At 34.3% G+C, this 22,676-nt stretch carries 21 protein-coding genes; 14 read left to right on the top strand and 7 right to left on the bottom strand.

The window, feature by feature from the left end:
* Positions 1-16: 16 nt before the first annotated feature.
* Both E0F98_RS02190 and ahcY read right to left on the bottom strand, forming a co-directional pair.
* Positions 17-2,797: an outer membrane beta-barrel protein gene (locus tag E0F98_RS02190; RefSeq protein ID WP_132108754.1), complete on the bottom strand. Its 2,781-nt coding sequence runs from the start codon at positions 2,795-2,797 to the stop codon at positions 17-19.
* 313 nt (positions 2,798-3,110) lie between these two features.
* Positions 3,111-4,427, bottom strand: coding sequence for an adenosylhomocysteinase (gene ahcY / locus E0F98_RS02185; protein ID WP_132108752.1), 1,317 nt, complete (start codon positions 4,425-4,427; stop codon positions 3,111-3,113).
* A 275-nt stretch (positions 4,428-4,702) separates the two neighbouring features.
* On the opposite strand from ahcY, the gene E0F98_RS02180 reads away from it, so the two are divergent.
* On the top strand, positions 4,703-5,350 hold the full coding sequence (locus E0F98_RS02180; RefSeq protein ID WP_132108750.1) for a 4'-phosphopantetheinyl transferase family protein: 648 nt from the start codon (positions 4,703-4,705) through the stop codon (positions 5,348-5,350).
* Here E0F98_RS02180 and E0F98_RS02175 read toward each other — a convergent pair.
* The 3 genes from E0F98_RS02175 to E0F98_RS02165 all read right to left on the bottom strand — a co-directional run bounded on the left by E0F98_RS02175 (position 5,347) and on the right by E0F98_RS02165 (position 6,740).
* The gene (locus E0F98_RS02175) at positions 5,347-5,736 is read right to left on the bottom strand and encodes a group III truncated hemoglobin (RefSeq protein ID WP_132108748.1); all 390 of its coding nucleotides are present in this window, start codon (positions 5,734-5,736) and stop codon (positions 5,347-5,349) included. The two genes, E0F98_RS02180 and E0F98_RS02175, sit on opposite strands and share 4 nt — an antisense overlap.
* A complete protein-coding gene (locus tag E0F98_RS02170; RefSeq protein ID WP_132108747.1) occupies positions 5,736-6,023 on the bottom strand; it encodes a hypothetical protein in 288 nt (95 codons plus the stop codon). The genes E0F98_RS02175 and E0F98_RS02170 overlap by 1 nt, the downstream gene beginning before the upstream one ends.
* 120 nt (positions 6,024-6,143) lie before the next feature.
* The gene (locus E0F98_RS02165) at positions 6,144-6,740 is read right to left on the bottom strand and encodes a Crp/Fnr family transcriptional regulator (protein WP_132108745.1); all 597 of its coding nucleotides are present in this window, start codon (positions 6,738-6,740) and stop codon (positions 6,144-6,146) included.
* A gap of 95 nt (positions 6,741-6,835) precedes the next feature.
* Here E0F98_RS02165 and E0F98_RS02160 point away from each other — a divergent pair, with 95 nt between their 5' ends.
* From E0F98_RS02160 to E0F98_RS02125, 8 genes are all read left to right on the top strand, one after another.
* Entirely contained in the window at positions 6,836-7,600 is a 765-nt protein-coding gene (locus E0F98_RS02160) for a geranylgeranylglyceryl/heptaprenylglyceryl phosphate synthase (protein ID WP_132108743.1), read from the top strand.
* Between the two features lie 15 nt (positions 7,601-7,615).
* Positions 7,616-8,239, top strand: a complete 624-nt coding sequence (pnuC, locus tag E0F98_RS02155; protein ID WP_132108741.1) for a nicotinamide riboside transporter PnuC — start codon at positions 7,616-7,618, stop codon at positions 8,237-8,239.
* Positions 8,200-10,314 carry a DUF4301 family protein gene (locus E0F98_RS02150; RefSeq protein WP_132108739.1) on the top strand — a complete coding sequence of 705 codons (2,115 nt, stop codon included), beginning with the start codon at positions 8,200-8,202 and terminating at the stop codon, positions 10,312-10,314. Before pnuC ends, E0F98_RS02150 begins: the two co-directional genes overlap by 40 nt.
* Before the next feature lie 38 nt (positions 10,315-10,352).
* Entirely contained in the window at positions 10,353-10,757 is a 405-nt protein-coding gene (arfB, locus tag E0F98_RS02145) for an alternative ribosome rescue aminoacyl-tRNA hydrolase ArfB (RefSeq protein WP_132108737.1), read from the top strand.
* Between the two features lie 249 nt (positions 10,758-11,006).
* Positions 11,007-13,256: a TonB-dependent receptor gene (locus E0F98_RS02140; RefSeq protein ID WP_132108735.1), complete on the top strand. Its 2,250-nt coding sequence runs from the start codon at positions 11,007-11,009 to the stop codon at positions 13,254-13,256.
* Between the two features lie 204 nt (positions 13,257-13,460).
* Positions 13,461-13,703 (top strand): hypothetical protein, encoded by a 243-nt coding sequence (locus tag E0F98_RS02135; RefSeq protein WP_132108733.1) that lies wholly within the window; start codon positions 13,461-13,463, stop codon positions 13,701-13,703.
* 60 nt (positions 13,704-13,763) lie between these two features.
* Positions 13,764-14,492 carry a GLPGLI family protein gene (locus E0F98_RS02130; protein ID WP_132108731.1) on the top strand — a complete coding sequence of 243 codons (729 nt, stop codon included), beginning with the start codon at positions 13,764-13,766 and terminating at the stop codon, positions 14,490-14,492.
* Between the two features lie 46 nt (positions 14,493-14,538).
* Positions 14,539-17,205, top strand: coding sequence for a carboxypeptidase-like regulatory domain-containing protein (locus tag E0F98_RS02125; RefSeq protein ID WP_132108729.1), 2,667 nt, complete (start codon positions 14,539-14,541; stop codon positions 17,203-17,205).
* A 3-nt stretch (positions 17,206-17,208) separates the two neighbouring features.
* On the opposite strand, the gene E0F98_RS02120 is transcribed toward E0F98_RS02125, so the two are convergent.
* The gene (locus tag E0F98_RS02120) at positions 17,209-17,628 is read right to left on the bottom strand and encodes a Rieske (2Fe-2S) protein (protein ID WP_132108728.1); all 420 of its coding nucleotides are present in this window, start codon (positions 17,626-17,628) and stop codon (positions 17,209-17,211) included.
* A 163-nt stretch (positions 17,629-17,791) separates the two neighbouring features.
* On the opposite strand from E0F98_RS02120, the gene greA reads away from it, so the two are divergent.
* The 3 genes from greA to E0F98_RS02105 all read left to right on the top strand — a co-directional run bounded on the left by greA (position 17,792) and on the right by E0F98_RS02105 (position 20,040).
* Positions 17,792-18,268 (top strand): transcription elongation factor GreA, encoded by a 477-nt coding sequence (greA, locus tag E0F98_RS02115; RefSeq protein WP_132108726.1) that lies wholly within the window; start codon positions 17,792-17,794, stop codon positions 18,266-18,268.
* Positions 18,269-18,402: 134 nt separating this feature from the next.
* Complete coding sequence (locus E0F98_RS02110) at positions 18,403-18,792, top strand: HIT family protein (protein WP_132108724.1); 390 nt, start codon at positions 18,403-18,405, stop codon at positions 18,790-18,792.
* Positions 18,793-18,978: 186 nt separating this feature from the next.
* Positions 18,979-20,040 carry a transglutaminase domain-containing protein gene (locus E0F98_RS02105; protein WP_165929268.1) on the top strand — a complete coding sequence of 354 codons (1,062 nt, stop codon included), beginning with the start codon at positions 18,979-18,981 and terminating at the stop codon, positions 20,038-20,040.
* 4 nt (positions 20,041-20,044) lie between these two features.
* Here the strand turns inward: E0F98_RS02105 and E0F98_RS02100 are convergent, their stop codons facing one another.
* On the bottom strand, positions 20,045-21,199 hold the full coding sequence (locus tag E0F98_RS02100) for a sensor histidine kinase (RefSeq protein WP_132108720.1): 1,155 nt from the start codon (positions 21,197-21,199) through the stop codon (positions 20,045-20,047).
* Between the two features lie 187 nt (positions 21,200-21,386).
* Between E0F98_RS02100 and E0F98_RS02095 the strand changes: the two genes are divergently transcribed.
* Together E0F98_RS02095 and E0F98_RS02090 are read left to right on the top strand one after the other, a co-directional pair.
* Positions 21,387-22,262: a flavin reductase family protein gene (locus E0F98_RS02095; RefSeq protein WP_132108718.1), complete on the top strand. Its 876-nt coding sequence runs from the start codon at positions 21,387-21,389 to the stop codon at positions 22,260-22,262.
* A gap of 27 nt (positions 22,263-22,289) precedes the next feature.
* Positions 22,290-22,661 carry a DUF3127 domain-containing protein gene (locus tag E0F98_RS02090; protein WP_132108716.1) on the top strand — a complete coding sequence of 124 codons (372 nt, stop codon included), beginning with the start codon at positions 22,290-22,292 and terminating at the stop codon, positions 22,659-22,661.
* The last annotated feature ends 15 nt before the right edge of the window (positions 22,662-22,676 follow it).

Below are 22,676 nucleotides of genomic sequence, written 5' to 3'. Positions count from 1 at the left end.
TAGGAAATACTATGAGTTATTCGTTAGAACGCATTTCTCTACTCTCGCGACCTCCTCTATTGTTTCTACTGCCAGGAGGGTTTTTCATTCCGGAGAAGTTTTGAATTTTATAAGTTAAAGAAAACATGCCGTAGCGCTTCAAAATGGTATTTTCGTCATCACGAATCGTTGTCGCTGTAATAGTTCGTGAGCTGCTCTGATTTTGATTTAAAACATCATAAACTTTTACTTTGGCGGTAAAGCTCTTGTTGTAAAAACTGTAGGACAAACTAGTATTCCATAAGTAGAAATCTTTCTTAAAATCAGAAGATAGTCTTGAATTGTAAGTGTAGCCGAAATCATTTCCCCAAATCCAGTTTTGTGGCCAGTAAGTGGTTGTTTGAATGTTCATTCTGTGTACAACATTCGAGCTAGATTTAATTAAGTAATTTTCATATTGAGTTTCGCTATAGCTGAAATTATAGGATGGTGCAATAGTGAAAAACTCTCCATAATCATAGTTCAGATAGATTCTAGGTCCGGCTGACATTGATGTGGCGTCATAAAGTACGCTGTTAGTAAATCCTTTGGAGGTGTTTACGTTAGTGTTTAAGGCTATTCCATAACGCAACAAATTAGATTCCTGTTTGATGGATTTATTCCAGCTTCCGCCTGCCGAAATAGAATAGGTTCCTGATATGTTTTCATAAGTAGTTGTTCGTTTTCTGTTTTCATCATATATTGACGATGATATAATATCACTAGCATAGAAATCACTATTTATATAAATACTATAACCAGAACGACTGGGGAAATCAAAATTTCTATAATTGATTCGGGCGCTGTGTTTCTCGTTTAATTTTAAATCAGGGTTTCCTATAATGGTATTCAAAGGGTTTGCAAGGTTAGCTATAGGAAGTAGTTCAGTAGAGGATGGTAGTGAAACCGAATAATTATATCTGGTGGTAAGTACTTTAGAACGATCCATGCGGTATCTAATTTGTGCACTTAACTCTGGCAATATGTATCTTTTGTTTAAATCAGTCGATTGATTTAAGTAATTCGAGTGATTGTCATATTGAACAATTGAAGACGAAGAATTGATGTCTACTGTGAACTTGTTTTTTTCAAAACGAAGTCCCGCCTTTGGAGCAATGCTATTTTGTGTCGAAGTAGTATAATTAGATTGCAGGTCATTAAGATCTGAAAAAGCTTGATCTAGTGTGTTGAAATTATATGTTTTAACCTCATTTGTCGAATTTTTAAAGTTGTATTCCACTCCTATTTTAAAGCGAAGCGAATCTGTTACTGGTTCTGTATATTCAATTTCGGCCGAATAAGTGTCATTTGTGCTGTCAGTAAGATTGTTTTGATTTCTATTGTCACTCGTTTGTGTGGCGTAATAGATGGTCTCCGAATTGGTAAATCCATTCGAATTTGTTTTTGTATTGCTGTTGTTCAATACAACACTTAGGTTTCTTGCTTTTTTATCGAAAGATTTATTGAAGTTTATGGAGTTTCCAAAGGTATTTGATTCATTTTGACTACTTGATTTTGATTTTGAGTCGTTCTTTAAAGTTCCGTTTTCTTCGATAGACGTACTTTCTGATTCGGAAAAGTTATCTGATTTACTAGTTGAAAATTTTGGTGCAGCAAAGACTCGGATACTAGGATTTACTTTGTATTCAAGTTCGAAATTTGCTTTGTTGCTGGTGTTTTCGTTTTTTGTTTTCGATTGAGATTCCGTAGTGAAATTTCCAGTAGGCAGGAAGTTTATAGCTTTAGATTTGTATAAATTGTCGGTTTCAGTATTCGAAAAATTGTAATTTCCAGAAGCTTGCATGCCTTTAATCCATTCATCAGAATAGTTTAATCCTACTAAGTTTGATTTTGTTATTCCGCGGCCTGTGCTTCCAGTGGTGCCGCCTCTACTGTTTCTACCACCGCCCATATTGTCAAAAACTTCATCCATAGAAAAACCGGGAGCGTTGATGTTATTGGAGGATCCTAAAATACTTATTTTTCTGTTTTTATTAAAAAAGTTTACTACAAAACTAGATTCATAACGCTCGTCAGTACCATAGCCGCCAAGAAACTTGCCAAAATAGCCTTTGTTTTTATCTTCATCTATAGTCAGGTTGATGCTCGCATTATCAGAAGTCGATTCGGTTTTAGCGTATTCTTCTTTTTTTGTTTTAAAATCAGAAACCTGTATTTTGTTAATAATTTCAGCCGGTAAGTTTTTCAAAGCCATTGCGCCATCGCGATCAAAAAATGGTTTCCCATTTACTAAAACTTGATTTACTTCTTTTCCGTTTACAGTGATTTTTCCATCGCTGTCTACTTCAAATCCAGGTAGTCCTTTTAATAAAGTTTCCACGTTTGAATCTGGGCGAACTTTAAACAAAGATGCTTTAAACTCAATAGTATCATTTTTAATTCGAATAGGAGGTTCCTGTCCTTTTATGGTAACTCCTTCCAGAGCGTTAGTGGATTCTAGAAGATAGATTGTGCTGAAATCTTTATTGGCATTTATGTTTTTTAGTTCTTCGGTGAAGGTTTGAAACCCCATATAAGTTACTTTCAGCGAAACTGGGTTGTCTTGTTTTTTTGCTGCAAACATAAAATCTCCATTTTTATCTGTCAAAGTGTATTCCAGCATGGTTGAATCTTTCACGGTGGTGAAATAAACCGTCGCCGACTCGAGCGGTAGGTTGTCGTTGCTTCCCAATATTTTACCCTTTATGGTATAATTTTCTTGAGCTGATACATAAAATGAAAAACCTAAAATGAATAGTAATGCGTAATATTTTGACATGATAAAATGAATTTAGTAAACGTTAAGATGCCAAATGATTAGAAAGGTTTAAAAGGAAATGTTAAATTTTAACTTATTATTTGTTTTTGTATGGAATTCGTGGTCGTTATTCTGGTTTGCATGAAGGATGGAAGTGTAAATCCTTTATGTTTTTTCTTTAAAAACATAAAGATTGTAGCGCACAGCCTGACCTGCTGTAACTTTAGTGGAAGCGGGACATGCTCAAAAACAAAAAACCCTCGCTCCCGAAATTTCGGGACTGCAAGGGTTTTCCTAAAATATATAATAAGATTGCTTCGTTCCTGGCAATTACTTAGTATCTGTAGTATTCTGGTTTGAATGGACCTGTAACTTCAACTCCGATGTAAGCCGCTTGATCATCACGTAAGGTCTCCAATTCAACTCCTAATTTAGCAAGGTGCAACATAGCCACTTTTTCATCTAGGTGTTTTGGCAACATGTAAACGTCATTATCGTAGTTTGCACTGTTTTTCCACAATTCGATTTGAGCTAAAGTTTGGTTAGTAAATGAGTTACTCATTACAAAGCTTGGGTGACCTGTAGCGCAACCAAGGTTTACTAAACGACCTTCCGCCAAAAGGATGATGTCTTTACCATCGATAGTATATTTATCCACCTGTGGTTTGATTTCAATTTTAGAAGCGCCGTGGTTTTCGTTCAACCAAGCAACTGCAATTTCGTTATCAAAATGTCCGATGTTACAAACGATAGTTTTATCTTTCATTTGCTCAAAGTGAGAACCTAGAACGATATCTTTATTTCCTGTAGTTGTGATGATGATATCAGCATTTCCAACAACAGTGTCTAATTTTTTAACTTCAAAACCGTCCATTGCAGCTTGTAAAGCACAAATTGGATCAATTTCAGTAACTGTAACAATAGATCCAGCACCTCTAAAAGAAGCAGCAGTTCCTTTTCCTACATCTCCGTATCCACATACAACCACTCTTTTACCAGCAAGCATAATATCAGTTGCACGACGAACCGCATCAACTGCAGATTCTTTACAGCCGTATTTGTTGTCAAATTTCGATTTAGTAACCGAGTCATTAACGTTGATTGCAGGCATTGGTAAAGTTCCCGCTTTTACTCTTTCGTAAAGTCTATGAACTCCAGTTGTAGTCTCTTCAGATAAACCTTTGATTCCAGCAACTAATTCTGGGTAACGGTCAATAACCATGTTAGTCAAATCTCCACCGTCATCAAGAATCATGTTCAATGGTTTTCTATCTTCACCAAAGAATAATGTTTGCTCGATACACCAGTCAAAATCCTCTTCGTTTAGACCTTTCCAAGCGTAAACTTGAATTCCAGCAGCAGCAATTGCAGCAGCAGCTTGATCTTGAGTTGAGAAAATGTTACAAGATGACCAAGTAACTTCAGCACCAAGAGCGATTAAAGTCTCGATTAAAACTGCAGTTTGGATTGTCATGTGTAAACATCCAGCAATACGAGAACCAGCAAGTGGTTGTTCGTCTTTATATTCAGCACGAAGTGCCATTAAACCTGGCATTTCAGCTTCAGCTAATTCAATTTCTTTTCTTCCCCAGGCCGCTAGAGAGATATCTTTTACTTTGAAAGCCACAAAAGGCATAGTTGTAGTACTCATTTATAGTATATTTGTAATTGTAATTTTTTTGCAAATTTACGGAATAACTTATGATTATAAAAACATTCCTGCCTATTTATGAATTGTTTAGGACTGTAATCTTTTATAAATCAGTAAAATAATAATTAAAATACCCTTTAGCTTCATTTTCAGGAGCTAATCCTGCTTTGCACTGTATCTTTTATAAAGCTTCCAGCCTTCAAAAGGCTTCCAGCTTTATAAAAGGATGCCTCCCGAAGCTTTGGGGCAATCTGGGTTCAAATCAAGTACACAACATGCCTTTACTCAAAACGATACACTTTAATTCTTCGACACAAATTCTTGTTTGGAAAATCACCGAATCTTATACTGAGCTATTCGAGACAGTAGTCCTAAATGACAAAAACAGCATTCGTCTTGCCGGAATGAAATCAGAGATGCATCAGCGTGGTTTTTTAAGTGTTCGAAAACTATTACAAACTGCTGGCTACACTGATTTAGATTTGTATTATGATGCATTTGGGAAACCGCATCTCAAGGATAATAAATACATTTCGATTACCCATTCTCATGATTTTTCGGCTATTATTATTAGTGACGCCACCGTAGGAATTGATATTGAGTTGCAACGAGATAAGATCATTCGCATCGCTGATAAATTTTGCGATTCAGAAAATCAATTTTTATCTCGAAGTTTCGAAGCTGAAAATAAAGAAGAATACATTCGCAAGCTAACTGTGATTTGGGGGATTAAAGAAGCCATTTTCAAAATTCGAAATGAGAAAGGAATCAGTTTTAAAGACCATATTAAAGTTGGAGATTTTGAGTTGCAGGATAGTTTAGGTCAAGCCGAACTGCATTTTGATAGCATAATCAAAGAATTCAAAATTTATTTTGAAGAGATCGATAATTTCACCTTGGTTTATGCATTCGAAAAGGATTAATCCTTAGTCCGGCTTTCGAAAATATTCATATATAGAAAAGTTTGCATTTTTCTAGCTCTACGTTTTAGAATATCTACATTCTCACCTTCAAAAAGTTCGTCCAAAGTGGCAAACCATAGATTTAGCCAAATGCCAAAAATATTTGGCGTAATGCTATGATTAAAACGTTTGTCGACTGCATTGTGCGCTATAATGGGATTTCCAGTATAGTTTTTTGTGCCAAATAAATTCATTTCCCAGAAGTTAGTCAGCTTCTCTAAATGTTCCTCCCAGTCAGTAATAGTCTCATTAAAGAAAAAACCGATTTCCTGATCTGATCTAATTTTGTCATAAAAAGTAGTGACTAGGAGTTTTACATCTTCTCGGTTTTCAATTAGTTTCTTCATTATATAATTATGGCGTTGATGAAAATTAATAGAGCACTTAGTAATACGCTGGCAATAGTAAGGTTAAAAATAACTTTATGCTTCATTTGTGCCAAAATCGAAGTGTTTACAAGCATGCAAAGTACAACAATTAGGGCAAGTTGTATCATTTGAGCTACGCTCGTTCCGTTTTTTAAAATGTTCATGGCAGCAACTGCTCCTAGACAACTTTGTCCAATGATGATTAATGTTGCGTAGCCAATAAAGTTGTTGTCAAAATCTGCAAGTGTTTTTGTGTAAAGTGTCATAATAGTTGAATTTTATGTTGGGACAAATTTACCACCACATAGATTCAATGTTTTATGACATACATCATAAAGGAGTAATTAGCTATTTTTAAACTTTTGCTAAAGCTTCAAATTTCAGTATCAACGATATACTTTTCGATTGATAATTTTCAATTCTCCTTTTTTCTCCAATGTTTTAATTGTTCGAATAACCGTTTCGACCCGAAGTCCTGTTAAATCTCCCATTTGTTGTCGAGTCAAATCGATAGCATAGCCATTATTGTCTTTTTTGAAATTTAAATAACTGATCGAATAATCAAATAACTGTAGAAGACGGTGCTCAGAGTCGTGTGTCGAAATCTCGGCTGCCATAACCGATTTGTAATGCAAACGATGCGCTAGAATTTCGATTATGCTGATGGAAACTTTAGGATTTTCTGATATTAGCTTCAAGAAATTAACTTTCGAAATGCAAAGTATTTCAGAATCTTCAACAGCTTCGGCATTGGCGGGATAGGTTCTATCTAGAAAAAGTGGTGGCTCGCCAAAACTCTGATTCGCATAAAATATACCTTGGATAAATTCCCTGCCATCATCATTGTAATTATTCATTTTTACCGCTCCCGAAACAATCTGATAGTAATGCGTAGCGAGATGGTCTTTTTCAAAAATGATTTCCAACTTCTTGTAATGCTTTCGCACAACATTGTATTTTTCAAGTAAGGCTATTTCGATCATAGTTTAATTTCTGAGGTGTTTTACAGTGCTAGAGCAAAGATATTCTTTGGTAAAGTAAGGCTCATTTTCAAAAAACTGCTATTTTTACGCTTATTATGGAAAATAAAGATAGGAATATATACAATCAAATAGTACAGTCAAAGTTAGAAAATAGAAAGCTATTGGCTATTCTTCTCGATCCTGATAAAATTATTTGGGAAAATTTAGACCATCTTATTCTAAAAATCAATCAATCTCCAGCATCACATATTTTCATTGGCGGAAGCCTCGTTGAAAGTAATATTATAGACGAATTGATTCTAAAAATAAAACAAAACAGCCCGTTACCAATCGTACTTTTTCCAGGAAATCCATCACAAATTTCGAAAGAAGCCGATGGAATCTTGTTTCTGTCTTTACTATCTGGGAGAAACCCTGATTATTTGATAGAACATCAGGTAAAAGCTGCTCCAATTTTAAAAAAATCCCAAATCGAAATCATTTCTACCGGCTATATTTTAATAGAAAGCGGAAAAGAAACAGCTGTAGAAAGAGTAAGTAAAACAAGGCCTATTGATAGGAATAATTTTGATTTGGCGCTAGCAACAGCTCAAGCCGGCGAAATGCTAGGTAATAAATTAATTTATTTAGAAGCGGGAAGTGGTGCTCAAAAAGCAGTTCCCTTAGAGATGGTTGCCTTAATTTCTAAAAATATAGATATACCGTTAATAGTTGGCGGCGGAATTGTAGATTTGTCTGGTATTACAAATGCTTATGACGCTGGAGCAGATTTAGTAGTTATAGGAACTGCATTTGAAAACGATACTAATTTTTTTAACGGCTGTACCTCATTGCGGGAATTGGCTAATGTGAATTCTTAAATTAAAGAGCAAGAAATGGTAGATTTTTTTCTAGACGCATATAAAAACGCTTCGCTTACCCAAATTATATTGGAGTTTATTGTTTTTGTTTTCGGGATTTTGAGTGTTTGGTTTGCTAAAAAAGAGAATATTTGGGTTTTCCCTACAGGATTGATAGCGACGATTGTTTCGGTGTATTTACTTTTTACTGTAGGTTATCTAGGAGATATGATGATTAATGCTTATTTTTCTATTATGAGTATTTATGGCTGGTACAAGTGGTCTAAAAAAGAAAATGATACCGAAGAATTACCTATTACAAGAACAGATACAAAGGAAAAGGCCATTGGTTTACTACTATTTATACTAACTATTTTTATAGTTTATGGGATCTATAAATACTTTGATTACGAGATTCACCGTGAGAATTATTTTGATATTATTGCCTCTGGAATATTTTTTACAGGAATGTGGTTTATGGCCAATAAGAAAATAGAAAATTGGACACTATGGATAATCGGTGATATAATTGTGACGCCTTTGTACGCTTATCGTGGACTAGGAATCTTATCTTTACAATATTTAATTTTTACAATAATGGCTATTTCAGCCTATTTAGAATGGAGAAAAATCTTAAACAATCGCAGTCTGCAATTATAAAAATCGCCTTGTTCGGTCCTGAAAGCACCGGTAAAACGACCTTGGCAATACAACTCGCTGCACATTACAATACGGTTTGGGCGCCCGAGTTTGCCCGGGATTATCTCCAAGAAAAATGGGATAAGTCTCAGCTTATTTGTGATATTAATGATATGCTACCTATTGCTTACGGTCAAGTACAATTAGAAAATAAAAAGTTGGCTGTGGCCAATAAATACCTTTTCTGCGATACTAATTTAATGGTGACAAAGGTATTCTCTGAAGTCTATTATAACTATTGCGACCCTTTACTTGATAAAGCCGCTCAGGAACATGAATACGATTTGTTTTTTCTGACGGATATTGACGTGCCTTGGAAAAAGGACGATTTAAGAGATAGACCCGAAGGTAGGGAAACCGTTTTTGAAGTTTTTAAACAAGCTTTAATTGAGGCTGAAAAACCTTTTATTACGCTTTCAGGAGATAAGGACCTCCGACTCGAAAAAGCAATTTCTATTATTGATGATTTGGCAAAAGCTAAAGAAATTGGATTGTCGTCTGTAGATTTTGTTCAAATTTATGAGTATGGACTTTCGATAGATACAATTGGCAAGCAATTGCAATTGATAAAAAATGGAGTTCCCAAAGTAACTTTAGTAAAGCCTGCCACTTTAAACAATGGAATTCTAAAATTATCCGAAGTAGAGCTGCTCGAGAAAGTAGCTTATTTTGATAAAAAGAAAGAGACATTGAGTCTACTTAAATTTGTTCCTGCATCTGGAGCTGCGACTAGAATGTTCAAGTTTTTAATTGCCTTTTTGAATGAATTTGATATTAAAAATGAGACAATCAATGCCTATATCAATCGCAAAAAAGACAATGAATTGTCACTTTTTATTATTGCGATGGAGAAGTTTCCGTTTTTCGAGGGAATTGATGCAAAGCTGAGAGAAGAATTTCCTGAATTTGATATCTTGGATTCGAATTATAAAAATTATTATTTTATAAAATTCTTATTGTCATCGGAGTATTTTGATTTTGCCAATAAACCCAAAGGTGTTTTACCGTTTCATAAATATGCGACCACTATTGCGACACCCATTGAAAAACATTTGTATGAATGTGGTTCGTATTCTTGTTCTAATGGTGATTCTCATTTGCATTTTACAGTTTCAGAAGGTCATCAAAGTCAATTTGAAGAGATTGTAAATTCGATAAAAACGAAGGTGGAGGAGGAATCTAAGACCAAAATAACGGTTTCCTATTCGTATCAAAGTAAGAGCAGCGATACGCTTGCTGTTGATATGGAAAATAAGCTGGTAAAAGATGAGGTGGGTCAATTGGTTTTCAGACCTGGCGGACACGGTGCACTGATCGAAAATTTAAATAATTTAGATGCTGATGTTATTTTTATAAAAAATATTGATAATGTTCTAAATGAAAACAACGAACAAATCGGGATTTATAAAAAAGCTTTAGCAGGAATTCTAATCGAATTGCAAACGCAGGTTTTTAGTTATTTGAGACTATTAGAAATAAATCCGATAACAGAGGAGCAAGTAGAGGAGATTCGGATTTTCTTAGAAGTAAAATTAAATGTAGAATTCAATCCTGATTTCGACATTTTGCCATTGGATAGTAAAATTGAATTTGTAAAAAACATCTTAAACAGACCCATTCGCGTTTGCGGAATGGTGAAGAACGAAGGCGAGCCAGGCGGTGGACCTTTTTGGGTGCGAAATGAGAATAATAAGATTTCATTGCAAATTGTAGAATCCTCGCAAGTAGATTTAGAGAACGAAGATCAAGCCAAGATTCTTGCTAATTCCACTCATTTTAATCCGGTTGACTTAGTATGCGGAATAAAAAACTATAAAAATGAAAAGTTTGATTTAAAACAGTTTGTAGATTATAATAGCGGTTTCGTTGTTGGAAAAAACATGTCCGGAAAAAGTATAAAAGCCTATGAATTGCCTGGTTTGTGGAATGGAGCTATGGCAAACTGGTTGACTGTTTTTGTAGAAGTACCCCTGATTACTTTTAATCCTGTAAAAATGGTAAACGACTTATTGAAACCAGCACATCAAGCAAAATAACGGGTATAAAATAATCTCAAAAGTTTGAGACAGACGAAATGGAAATACATAAAATTATAGCAGAGTTGCAGTTTAAGGCCGTTAGAAGTAGTGGTGCTGGCGGGCAAAATGTAAATAAGGTTTCGTCAAAAGTCGTTTTGAGTTTTGACCTGCTAAAATCTCAAGCTTTATCTGAAGAGGAGAAGTTGTTGCTAGAAACAAATTTAGCTTCAAGATTAACGTCGGATTTAGTTTTAATCTTAAACTGTGACGAAGATCGTAGCCAAATTAGAAATAAAGATATTGTGATCAAACGCTTTTTGGATGTGATCAAGAAGGGATTGGAAGTTCCGAAAATTAGAAAAGCGACTAAGATTCCCAAATCGGCTATTCGAAAACGGATTAAGAATAAAAAGAACATCTCTCAAATCAAGCAGAACAGACAAAAACCTAAACTCGATTAATTTTATTTTTTTGGGTGGAAATTTCAAAATTCTTTTCTAAATTTGCACCGTCTCAAAGGGGTGCTTTAATCTGAATTTATTTCAGAACAAGGCTGAGATCATACCCAACGAACCTGAGCAAGTAATGTTGCTAAGGGAAAAAACGACACAATTGTAGAGTGCACGCTATTATTTTGTCGTAGGAAACAATCAATTTATTAATTAAACAAAAAGAATAATTCCCCCTTTTATTCGTAATCTTATTTACGGATGAAAACTATATTAAAAATTCAAAATTCAAATTCAATAATTCAAAAATCAAAAAGCTTCGCACTAGCTAATGATTCGAATTTGAAATCTAAATTCCAGAATCTTTTCTCTTCAATCTTTATTCTCTTCTCTTTTCTCTCTTTCGCACAAGTAAAAGACACCACACAAGTCAATCAGCTCGATGAGGTTTTGGTTTCGGCAGTTCGTGTTACTACAAAAACGCCTGTTAGTTTTAGCAACTTGGACAAGAAAGATATTAAATCGCGCAACCTGGGACAAGATATTCCTATTTTAATGAATTATTTGCCCTCAGTTGTCACTACTTCTGATGCTGGAAACGGAATAGGATATACTGGAATTCGGGTTCGTGGTAGCGATGCTACTCGTGTAAATGTAACTATCAACGGGATTCCTTACAATGATTCAGAAAGTCATGGAACTTTTTGGGTAAACATGCCTGACTTTGCTTCTTCAATCGAAAGTTTGCAGCTGCAGCGCGGTGTAGGGACATCGACAAATGGAGCAGGAGCCTTTGGCGCTAGTTTAAATATGCTAACTGATTCTTATTCGAAAGAAAGTTCGGGAGAAATTTCTAATTCTTTTGGAAGTTTCAACACCAGAAAACATACCGTTAAATTTAGTACGGGATTGATGAATGATCATTTTGAGTTGGCAGGACGAGTATCTACCTTAAAGTCTGATGGATATATTGACAGAGCTTTTTCTGATTTGAAATCTTATTTCTTACAAGGAACTTATGTGGGAGAAACTACCTTGATAAAAGCACTAGCTTTTGGAGGTACTGAGAAAACGTATCAGTCTTGGAATGGATTAGAAGATCTTGATAAGCTAGAAAATGACCGAACATTCAATACTTCTGGAATGTACACGGATGAGTTTGGGAACGCTCGTTTTTATGAAAATGAAACCGATAATTACCAGCAGGACCACTATCAGTTGCATTGGAGTGAAAAAGTATCAAAGAATTGGAGCACGAATCTGGCTTTTCATTATACTAAAGGAAAGGGTTTTTATGAAAGTTACAAGGAAAATCAAAAATTTTCGAATTATGGATTAACTCCAATTGTCATTAATGGAGCTACTATTAACAGAACAGATTTGATTAGACAAAAATGGTTAGACAATGATTTTTATGGAACTACTTTTTCTGCTAATTATAAAAGTGAAAAGCTGGATGTAATTTTTGGAGGAGGTTACAATAAATATGAAGGTTATCATTTTGGGAAAATTATTTGGGCACGTTATGCTTCTCAAAGTGAATTAGATGATCGTTATTATGATGATTCTGCTTCAAAGACGGATGGGAATATTTTTGCGAAAGCCAATTTCCAAATTACAGAAAGAGTTAGTTTGTTTGGAGACTTACAGCTTCGAAATGTACATTATAAAGCCAACAGCGCCGAAGCAGGCGTAGTTAACGACAATTTTAATTTTTTTAATCCAAAAGCGGGATTGAATTTCGAATTAAACACGAATAACACCTTGTACTTTTCTTATGCTCAAGCTAATCGTGAGCCTAATAGAACTGATTATGAAAACGGAAGTCCGAGGCCAGAGAAACTAAATGATTTTGAACTTGGATTGCGTCATGCTACTAAAAAAGTAAAATTTAACGCTAATGTGTATTACATGGCATATAAAGACCAGTTGATTCTTACTGGAGCGATTGACGATGTAGGCGCGCCGGTTCGTGAAAATAGCGGCGACAGTTACCGCCTAGGTCTTGAGGTAGATGCTACGATTGCAGTATTGGATAATTTATTTATTAGACCAAATGCGACCCTAAGCACGAATAAAAACAAAGATTTTTTCTTTACTAGAGATGGAGTATTGACTGCTTTAGGGAATACCAATATTGCTTATTCTCCAGATGTTATTGTAGGTAACGCCATTACTTTTATACCGGTGAATAATTTTCAAGTATCGTTTTTGTCTAAGTTTGTCGGCGAGCAATATATGGGGAATATAGATTCTGAAGGTTCAAAATTGGAATCGTATTTTGTGAATGATTTGAATGCGACTTATGAAATTAAACCTAAGTCAGTATTCAAAGCAATAATGTTTTCTGTATTAGTGAATAATATTTTTGATTACAAGTACATTTCCAACGGCTATTTCTATACCTATGATGATTACTCTAATCCGCCAGCAATTACAACGATTGAAGGAGCGGGTTACTACCCACAAGCGGGAATTAATTTTCTAGCGGGAATGACATTGAAGTTTTAATTTTCGATGATGTAGAATTTTAAAGGCCTGAAAGCATTTGCTTTCAGGCCTTTTTTAATAGACAGTTAGTAGGTAATCCGCGCTTTTACTTGTTAAATATATGTTAAATCTATAAGTTATTTCGTTAATAATGTTTTTTTTTTTTTTTTTTGATATTTACCTTGGTTAACCAGAAAATATTTATAAATTTAAACCAATTTAATTATGAAAAAATTATTATTTACCGCTATGGCAGTTGTGGCGTTTAGTAGAGTTGCAATGGCAAATACTGTTGAAGTGAAAGAGTTGACAACTCTCAAAAATGAGATTAAAGTTGTGATTATTCAGCAAGAAGAAAACTCATGTCAAGCCGCTGCTATTGCCTATTATGAACAAGTAATGGAAAATAGAGGGGGAGGTGAAGATACATTATTACTTAGTTCTTTAATGTATAATTGTCTTAATTAGTTTTTAGAGATAAAACGAGCTTCAAGTTTAATTACTTGAAGCTCTAAATTTAATATAACTATGAAATATTTTTTCTTTAGTTTACTTTTCACGAGTTTAGTTTACTCACAACAGAGCATTATAGTCCAATATGATTTTCAAACTTCATTTTTAATTAAAGAAAACACGAAGGAAGCTGCACAAAAACTATTGGAAGAGACTATTGCATTGGCCAATAATCAAAAATTCGAGTTAATTTTTAGTAAAAAAAGAGCTAGTTTTAAACTCATTGACCAGTTAAGCATTGGGGCTGATACTAAATTAATAAATATAACCCAATTAGCGTTTACATCGCCAGATGTATATTCTGATTTAGAAGCTAAAACTCAAATTACGGCACAAAATGATGGCACTCTTATAGAGAGTAAAATAACCGATTCAAATTGGGAAGTTACTCCAGAATCAAAAACCATAGGAGCTTATTTATGTTACAAAGCTATTTTTAATAAGCCATTTGTAAATAGGTATGGCGAAAATAAAATTAATAAAATAGTAGCTTGGTTTGCACCAAATTTGCCCTACAGTATAGGTCCTAAATATTTCTGCGGATTGCCAGGACTAATTTTGGAAGTTACAGAATATGATAAGACATATTTAGCTTCTAAAATAGAATTGATGGATGAAATAATTGATTTAAAATTTCCTAAAGGAAAAACAGTAGCAAAAGAAGATTATGATAAAAAACTAGAATCCAGCGCGGGAGGTATATACCTAGCTAAAAAAAGAGAAAAGGAGAAAGACAAACAATAAAAATGTATTGTTAAGTTATTTACAAACTCCAAATTATCTTTCATGTATGTTCAAAACCTTGCTAGTTTTTCTGTTAACAACTCTTTCTTACTCCCAAGTTCACACCATAACCGGTGTAGTTTCTGACGATACCAATAAACCTCTCGAATCAGCCAATGTGATTGCCAAACCTTTGCAAGAAAAAGCAAGTTTGAAGTTTGCCATTGCCGATAACAAAGGTCGTTACCGCTTAGAATTAGAAAAAGAGGTAAAGTACGAAATCACCGTTTCCTATATCAGCTTTATTGAAGAAGTATTTATCCTAGAGCCAAATGCTAGCGTTTTAACTCATGATTTCAAGTTGAAACCTTCAGGCGAACAACTCAAGGAGATCGTGATCAAGCACGAGTTTAAACCTATTTTAATAAAGAAAGATACTTTAATTTTTGATGTGAAAAGCTTTGCTAATGGGAACGAACGCAAGATGAAAGAAATTCTGGAAAAACTTCCAGGCGTTGAGGTAGATAAAAACGGTGGCGTAACGGTACAAGGAAAGAAAGTGACTAGGATGCTGGTCGAAGGAAAGTCATTTTTTGGTGGAGGTTCTAAACTGGCAGTCGAGAATATTCCCGCTGACGCACTCGATAAGATTGAAGTAATCGACAATTTTAACGAAGTAGGTTTTATGAAACAGGTCTCGGATAGTGATGATCTGGCAATGAACGTTAAGCTAAAAGTAGATAAGAAAAAATTCGTTTTTGGAGATGTTGAGGCTGGTGCTGAGGTGGGTAATGCGGATAACGGTTTCTACTTGGGACATGCCGCCTTGTTTTATTATGCGCCAAAGACAAATTTGAGTGTTATAGCTGATATGAATAATATAGGGAAGCGAATGTTTACTTATAGTGATTTAATGCGTTTTGGAGGCGGAATGAGTTCTTTTCTTTCTGGTAGGAAATCGTTGACTAATTTGTATTCGTTCGCCAATGACAATGCGGATGTGGTTGAGAACAGATCTCAGTTTGGAGCCGTAAATTTCAGTTATGATGCCTCACCAAAGTTAGCCATTTCAGGTTTTGGTATTTTTTCTAAAGTGATTACCGCATCAAGAACGGAAAGTGCCAACGAATATTTGAATAACAGCAGTATCGCTTTCGAAAATAAATTACAAGAAGCAAGCAATCAATCCGTTTTAGGAATAGGAAATATAAAATTAGATTATTCGCCTACTAAAAAAGAAAAATGGTATTACAATGCGCAATATCAATCGAGCACGAACGATTTGATAAGCACCATCAACTCCATTACAAACATCAATTCCAGTCTTTTTGAAACAATCTCTAAAGCAGATAATACTTCGGTCAAGCAATATGTAGAGTGGCATAAAAGTTACAACCCGCATCATACCACTACGCTTGTAGTCAATCAGGCCTACGACAACAATAAGCCTCAAAATAATTGGTTTGCAGATCAGCCATTTTTATCGGGATTAATTCCTCTAGAAGACGATTTGACTTATACTGTAACTCAGGTCAAGAAAGTAAAAACGAATAGTGTGGATGCCCTGTTTAAGCATTATTGGATTATTAATGATTTTAATCATCTCTATACTAATGTTGGAAATAATTTTAGTACTTCACATTTAGAAACTGCTAGCAAGCAGCTCATAACTGATGGGTCTATTAATGATTTTACTTCAGCTGGATTTGGTAATAATGTGAAATACCAGTTAAATGATGCGTATGTAGGTATAGAATACAAGTTCAGGGTTGGTAAATTGACGAGTAAACCTGGATTGTATTTGCATTGGTATCGTTTATTGACTACTCAAAGCGCCATTGAGAACACATTGTCTAAAACATTATTTCAACCGCAATGGGATATTGATTACGAATTCAATAAATCAGAGACTTTAAGGTTAATGTATAAACTAGAAAATGGTTTCCCTGAAGTGAGTCAATTAGCAAATCAATTCAGCTTACAAAATTATAATTTGGTTTATAAAGGAAATGCGCTTTTGCAAAACGAAAAATACCATTCTGCGAGTTTGATATATTCAAAGATGAATATGTATCGCGGAGTGAATTGGAATGGGATGCTCCGATACAATAAAAAAGTAAATACCATTAGAAATGAGATTCAACTTGACGGAATAAACCAATTTAGTACTCCTGTATTAACAGATAATCCGGAAACAACTTATAGCGCTAACGGATCTTTTACAAAAAGAATATACCGTTTTAGTCTCAGGCTAAATTCACGTTTGAGTTGGTTTAATTATTCTCAAACGTTGAATTCTGTAACGACAACTAATGACAGGACGAGTCAAAATGTTGGAATTTTGTTTAAAACGGCCTACAGGAAATGGCCGGATTTTAGTGTTGGTTATAACAAAGGCTACAATCAGTTTTCGGGTATTACAAAATCAAATTTTCAGACGGATGCCTTAACTGCTGCTGGCGATATCACTTTTTTTAAATTTTGGACCTATAAGTTTGAATATGAAAATTTGAAAAACACGAATAACAACAATCAAAGTAATTTCTATGATATAGCTAATACTTCATTGCGCTATCAAAAGAAAAACAGCCCGTTCGGTTTTGAACTTTCGATTAATAATCTATTCGACAATAACGTCAAAAACGATTATTCTTTTTCAGATTACTTAATAAGCGAGAGAAAAACATTTATACTACCTAGAGTATTTATGTTTTCAATCAGTTATAAGTTATAGTCATTAATTATAAACACGCAAATTAGTTCCATTTACTTCCACGCGATATTGTTTCATGGGATATTGTGATCCGCCTTGACTTAAGCCTGTAAACAGGCTGTACTCTTCATTATCGCAAGGGCAAACCGCATTAATTCCTTTTATAGTCATAGTAGAACAGCTGCTTAATACTTGATTAGGGCACGCTGCGTCGAATGCATTATAGCCATTACCGCTGTTGAAAACAATAATGCCTCTTGCTCCTTCTCCAGGAATATAAACAGCATTGCTCACAAACTTAAGATCAGAATAAGCCGGTAAGTTCATGTTGATGTCTATAGTGAAAGAATAGTTAGGTAGATAAGGATTTTTGTTGTTAAAATTACTGTCGCTACAGCCTAAAAAAAGGATGGAAATAAAGGATAGAAGTAGGATTTTTTTCATTATTTAAAATAAATTGAAAGTATTAGCGAAACAAATTTAATTTATTTAACTTTGAATTAAATATGATTAACATTTAATTATAGACTAAAAAAAATAAAAGTATCTTTGAGAAAAGAAATCCCGTCCTGATGGGATTTTTTCTATTTACATAAATGATGAAACTATGAGCGCAATATCTTATTACACGGCAGAAGGATTAAAAAAATTGAGAGAGGAATTAGATTATTTGAAAAGCGTGATGCGTCCAAAAGCGTCTGCTGATATAGCTGAGGCAAGAGATAAAGGAGATTTGTCTGAAAATGCAGAGTATGATGCTGCAAAAGAAGCACAAGGAATGTTAGAGATGAGAATAGCTAAGTTAGAGGAAGTTCACTCTAATGCCCGACTAATTGATGAAACACACCTTGATGTTTCTAAGGTTTTGGTTTTATCGAATGTAAAAATCAAAAACCAATCTAATGGAATGGAATTGAAATACAGGCTTGTTGCTGAAAGTGAAGCCGATCTAAAAACAGGTAAAATATCAGTAACCTCTCCCATTGGAAAAGGATTATTAGGTAAAAAAGTAGGCGATATTGCCGAAATTACTGTGCCAAATGGCGTGCTTAAATTTGAAATCATGGAGATTTCCCGCGACTAAGGGAGTGATCAGTGTTCAGTAATCGGTGATCAGTCGCCGTTTTTAGTTATAATTAAACAACAATCTAAATCCGCATCAACTTTTAGTTGGAGGGTCCTGATAGCTGTCGGGAGAATTTATAAAGTCTTAAAAAAATGAGTTCAATATTCACTAAAATCGTAAACGGAGAAATTCCTTGTTATAAAATAGCGGAAGACGATAATTATTTGGCTTTTTTGGATGTAAATCCAAATGCAAAAGGGCATACACTTTGTATCCCTAAGTTTGAAGTCGATAAGATTTTTGACATGGACGAAGCCCATTATTTGGGATTAATGCATTTTTCAAGAAAAATTGCCATCGCTTTAGAAAAAACAGTGCCTTGTAAAAGAGTAGGAATGGCTGTCGTGGGACTTGAAGTTCCCCATGCACATGTTCATTTGATTCCTTTAAATGAAATGGATGAAATGCGCTTTCAAAACAAAGTAACTTTGACCAAAGAAGAATTTGAAACTTTAGCTTTAAATATCGGATCTAAGATGTAATTTAGTTAATAATGAAATAAATTGGTATGATTTTCGTTTAAAAGGGATAAGTGTAAGCTTATTCCTTTTTTACTTTTATGACTATTTTTGTTTATGATTCGAATCAAATTTTTAGTTTTTTCTCTACTTTTTTCTCTCTTCAGTATTGGACAAGCTCCCGCGTCGTACACTTCCATTGATACAAGAATGTCTGAAATCCCAAAACATTTAACGTCATCAACAAGTTCTATTGCTAATTATATCAATTCTAATTTTAAAACAGATGATGATAAAATAAGGGCAATTTATTATTGGACAGCATCAAATATCAGCTATAATGTGGATAATATGTATGCTGTTGCTACCACCGAATCTATAGGCAATAAAATCATTAAGACTTTAAAAAGTAGAACTGGTACCTGCGGTGATTATGCAGCAGTATTTACTGATGTCGCTAATAAAGTGGGCGTAAATACTGTCATTATAAGTGGATATACAAAACAAAATGGAAAGGTAGATGCTCTTTCGCACGTTTGGTGCGCTTCTTTTATAGGAAATAAATGGTATTTATTTGACCCAACTTGGGCGTCTGGCTATGTTGATAAAGGGAGGTTTTATAAAAAAATGGAAGACACTTATTTTAAAGTCAGCCCAAGCACAATGATTGCGACACATATGCCATTTGATTATTTGTGGCAATTTCTAAATTTCCCCATTACAAATCAAGAATTTTATGCTGGAATTTCACAGATTGATAAATCCAAAAAGCGATTTGATTTTCAAGCTGAAATTGCAAATTATAATCAATTAGCTGAGGTGGATCAACTACTAAGTGCTACGGACCGTATTGAAAAAAATGGGGTGAAAAATGAGTTGATTAAAAAAGCAATAGCTTACAATAGAAAGAAAGTAGACTATTTAAAAGAGTCTAAATCCATAGCAGATTTAAATTATATCATTAATTTATACCAAGAAGGAGTAACAGAATTAAATGTTTTTATAAATTATAGAAACAAACAGTTCAAGCCCTTAAATTCAGATGCTGAGATAAAAAAAATGATAATTAGTCCAAATAATAAACTGGAATATTGTCAAGAGTTATTGAATAATTTAGAGCGTGTTGGCGCATCAAACACATCAAACATAAATAAAATAAAAAAGTCACTTCAGGAAACGGTTCGTATGGCGAGACAGCATGAAGCGTTTATATATAACTATTTAAGTAAGCCTATAAAAGCTAGAGAATCTCTGTTTTACACATCAATTTAGCTGCTTACATTATTTTGCTTTTTTGAAGGCTAATTTGCATAGTCGTTCCTTTTCCTATTTCAGAATTTAAGACTTTGATTTTGCCTTTATGATATTCCTCCACAATTCTTTTAGTTAAGGAAAGTCCGAGTCCCCAACCTCTCTTTTTTGTCGTAAAACCAGGTTCAAAAACACTTTTGAATTGGCTCTTCTGGATTCCGTTCCCGCTATCAGTCACATTAATTTTTACGGACTCATGGTCTGGTTCTATTTTTATAGCGAGTTTACCTCGCCCTTTCATAGCATCGATAGCGTTTTTTACTAGGTTTTCAATGGTCCAACTGTGTAAGGTAGGATTAAGCATAACGTAGATTGGTGATTTTGGACCTTCGAAAGTAAATTCAATTTGTTTCGAAAATCGGGATTGAAGGTAATTGTAAGATTGCAAGGTCTCTTCAACAATGTCTTTGTTTTCTAGTATGGGTTCTGATCCAATTTTCGAAAAACGATCTGTAATAGTTTGCAATCGATCAATGTCTTTTTCAATTTCGATAGTTGTGGATTCATCGACATTTTCCGATTTCAATATTTCGACCCAGCCAATTAAAGAGGAAAGTGGTGTGCCTATTTGATGGGCTGTTTCTTTGGCCATTCCCGCCCAAAGTTTGTTTTGAGTTGCGATTTTAGTACTTCGATAAAAATAATAGACTAAACCAGAAAACAACACGATTATGAGGAGTAATGCAATTGGGTAATATTTTAATTTATTCAACAACGCCGAATTACCATAATATAAATTTTGAAATTTCTCCGGAGCATATTCAATTACTATGGGATCATTTTCTTTTTTTAAATCTGATAAAAATGCGACTGCTTTAGCATTGTCTTTTACAATTACTTCGTCGACATTAACAGTGTTTATAATACTGTCATTCTCGGTAAGGATAATAGGGATTGAGGTGTTGTTGCTAAAAATTTGCAAAGGAAGTTCAACATCAGTGTTTTCGCCTGCATTTATGAGTGTTTTTTGAGCTTTTGCCCAAAGATTCATTTTTAATCTTTCTTCGTTCTTAAATATTTGAAAAAAGGTATAGGTGTTCCAAAGGATCAGGGAGATTATTAAAAAAGAAGCGAAAATAATAAACCAACGAGTCGTATTTTTTCTTTCAGAAAACTGCATAAAAAAGATTTTGAGGTATAAATATAACGAAATATAAACACTATTATTTTAGTTGTTTGTACAAAGGAAAATTTTTCATGTCAAGGTTCTTTTTTTAGAATCAAATTAATAGTAGATGCTCCTTATAAATTTAATCCATTTACTTACTTTTGTAATTCGAAAAGCTAAATAAGGAAAACAAAAAAGTATGATTAGTATTGATCCAAAAAGTATAACAACAGCTAAATTGCAGGGATATCTTCAAGGTTCGATAGGGCCTAGACCTATAGCTTTTGCTAGTACTGTTGATAAAAATGGAAACCCAAATTTATCCCCGTTCAGCTTTTTTAATGTTTTTAGTGCTAATCCACCTGTTCTCGTTTTCTCTCCTGCAAGACGGGTTCGAGATAATACGGTCAAACATACTTTACTTAATTGTGAAGCAACGGCAGAGGTGGTTATAAACGTCGTGAATTTTGACATGGTACAGCAAACCTCACTCGCAAGCACAGAATATGCTGAGGGTGTAGATGAGTTTTTAAAATCAGGTTTTACGGCAATCGAGTCTGAAGTTGTAAAACCATTCAGAGTAAAAGAGTCTCCAGTACAATTTGAATGCAAAGTGAGCCAGATAATTCCATTAGGAAATGAAGGCGGAGCCGGAAATTTAATTCTTTGCGAAGTAGTGCGAATTCACATTAACGAAGCTATTTTGGATGCTGAGGGAGCGATTGATCAGCATAAAATCGATTTGGTTTCTAGATTAGGCGGAAACTGGTATTCTCGATCAAATCAAGGTTTGTTTGAAGTGCCTAAGCCATTGTCAACACTAGGAATTGGAGTAGATCTAATACCGTTGCACGTTAAGGAAAGTCATGTTTTTGATGGGAATGATTTAGGGAAATTAGGAAACATAGAAGCCTTGCCTACGCCAGAAGAAGTTAGTATATTTGTCAAACAAAACTTTTCTGTAAAAGGAGTTTTAAGTGCTGATGACCAGGATAAGCTGCATTTAGAAGCTAAAAAGTATCTGGATGAAAATGATGTTCTTTCCGCTTGGAAAGTGCTTCTGGCAGAAAAATAAGATTAAATAACAATTAAAATAAGGAAGATGGAAGTTACAGGAAAAATTAAAGTGGTTAATCCAGAGCAACAAATTAGTGCCGCATTTAAAAAGAGAGAATTAGTTGTTACTACAGAAGAGCAATATCCTCAACATATTATGATTGAGTTTACTCAAGATAAATGTGACTTATTAAACAATTATTCGATTGGTGAACCAGTAAAAGTTTCTATCAATTTAAGAGGTAGAGAATGGGTTAATCCACAAGGAGAAACTAAATATTTCAATAGCATACAAGGATGGAGAATTGAGAAAGCAGGAGCTGAGCCTCAAGCGCCATCAGCACCTATGCCTACTGCTCAAACTTTTGCTCCGGCAACAAACTTAAATGAAGACGAACCAGACGATTTGCCTTTTTAATTTATAGAATAGCAT

This window comes from Flavobacterium hiemivividum (assembly GCF_004349145.1).
Lineage (GTDB): Bacteria > Bacteroidota > Bacteroidia > Flavobacteriales > Flavobacteriaceae > Flavobacterium > Flavobacterium hiemivividum.
The sequence above is the reverse complement of the archived record's forward strand: the minus strand, read 5'-3'. Positions and strand labels throughout refer to the sequence as shown.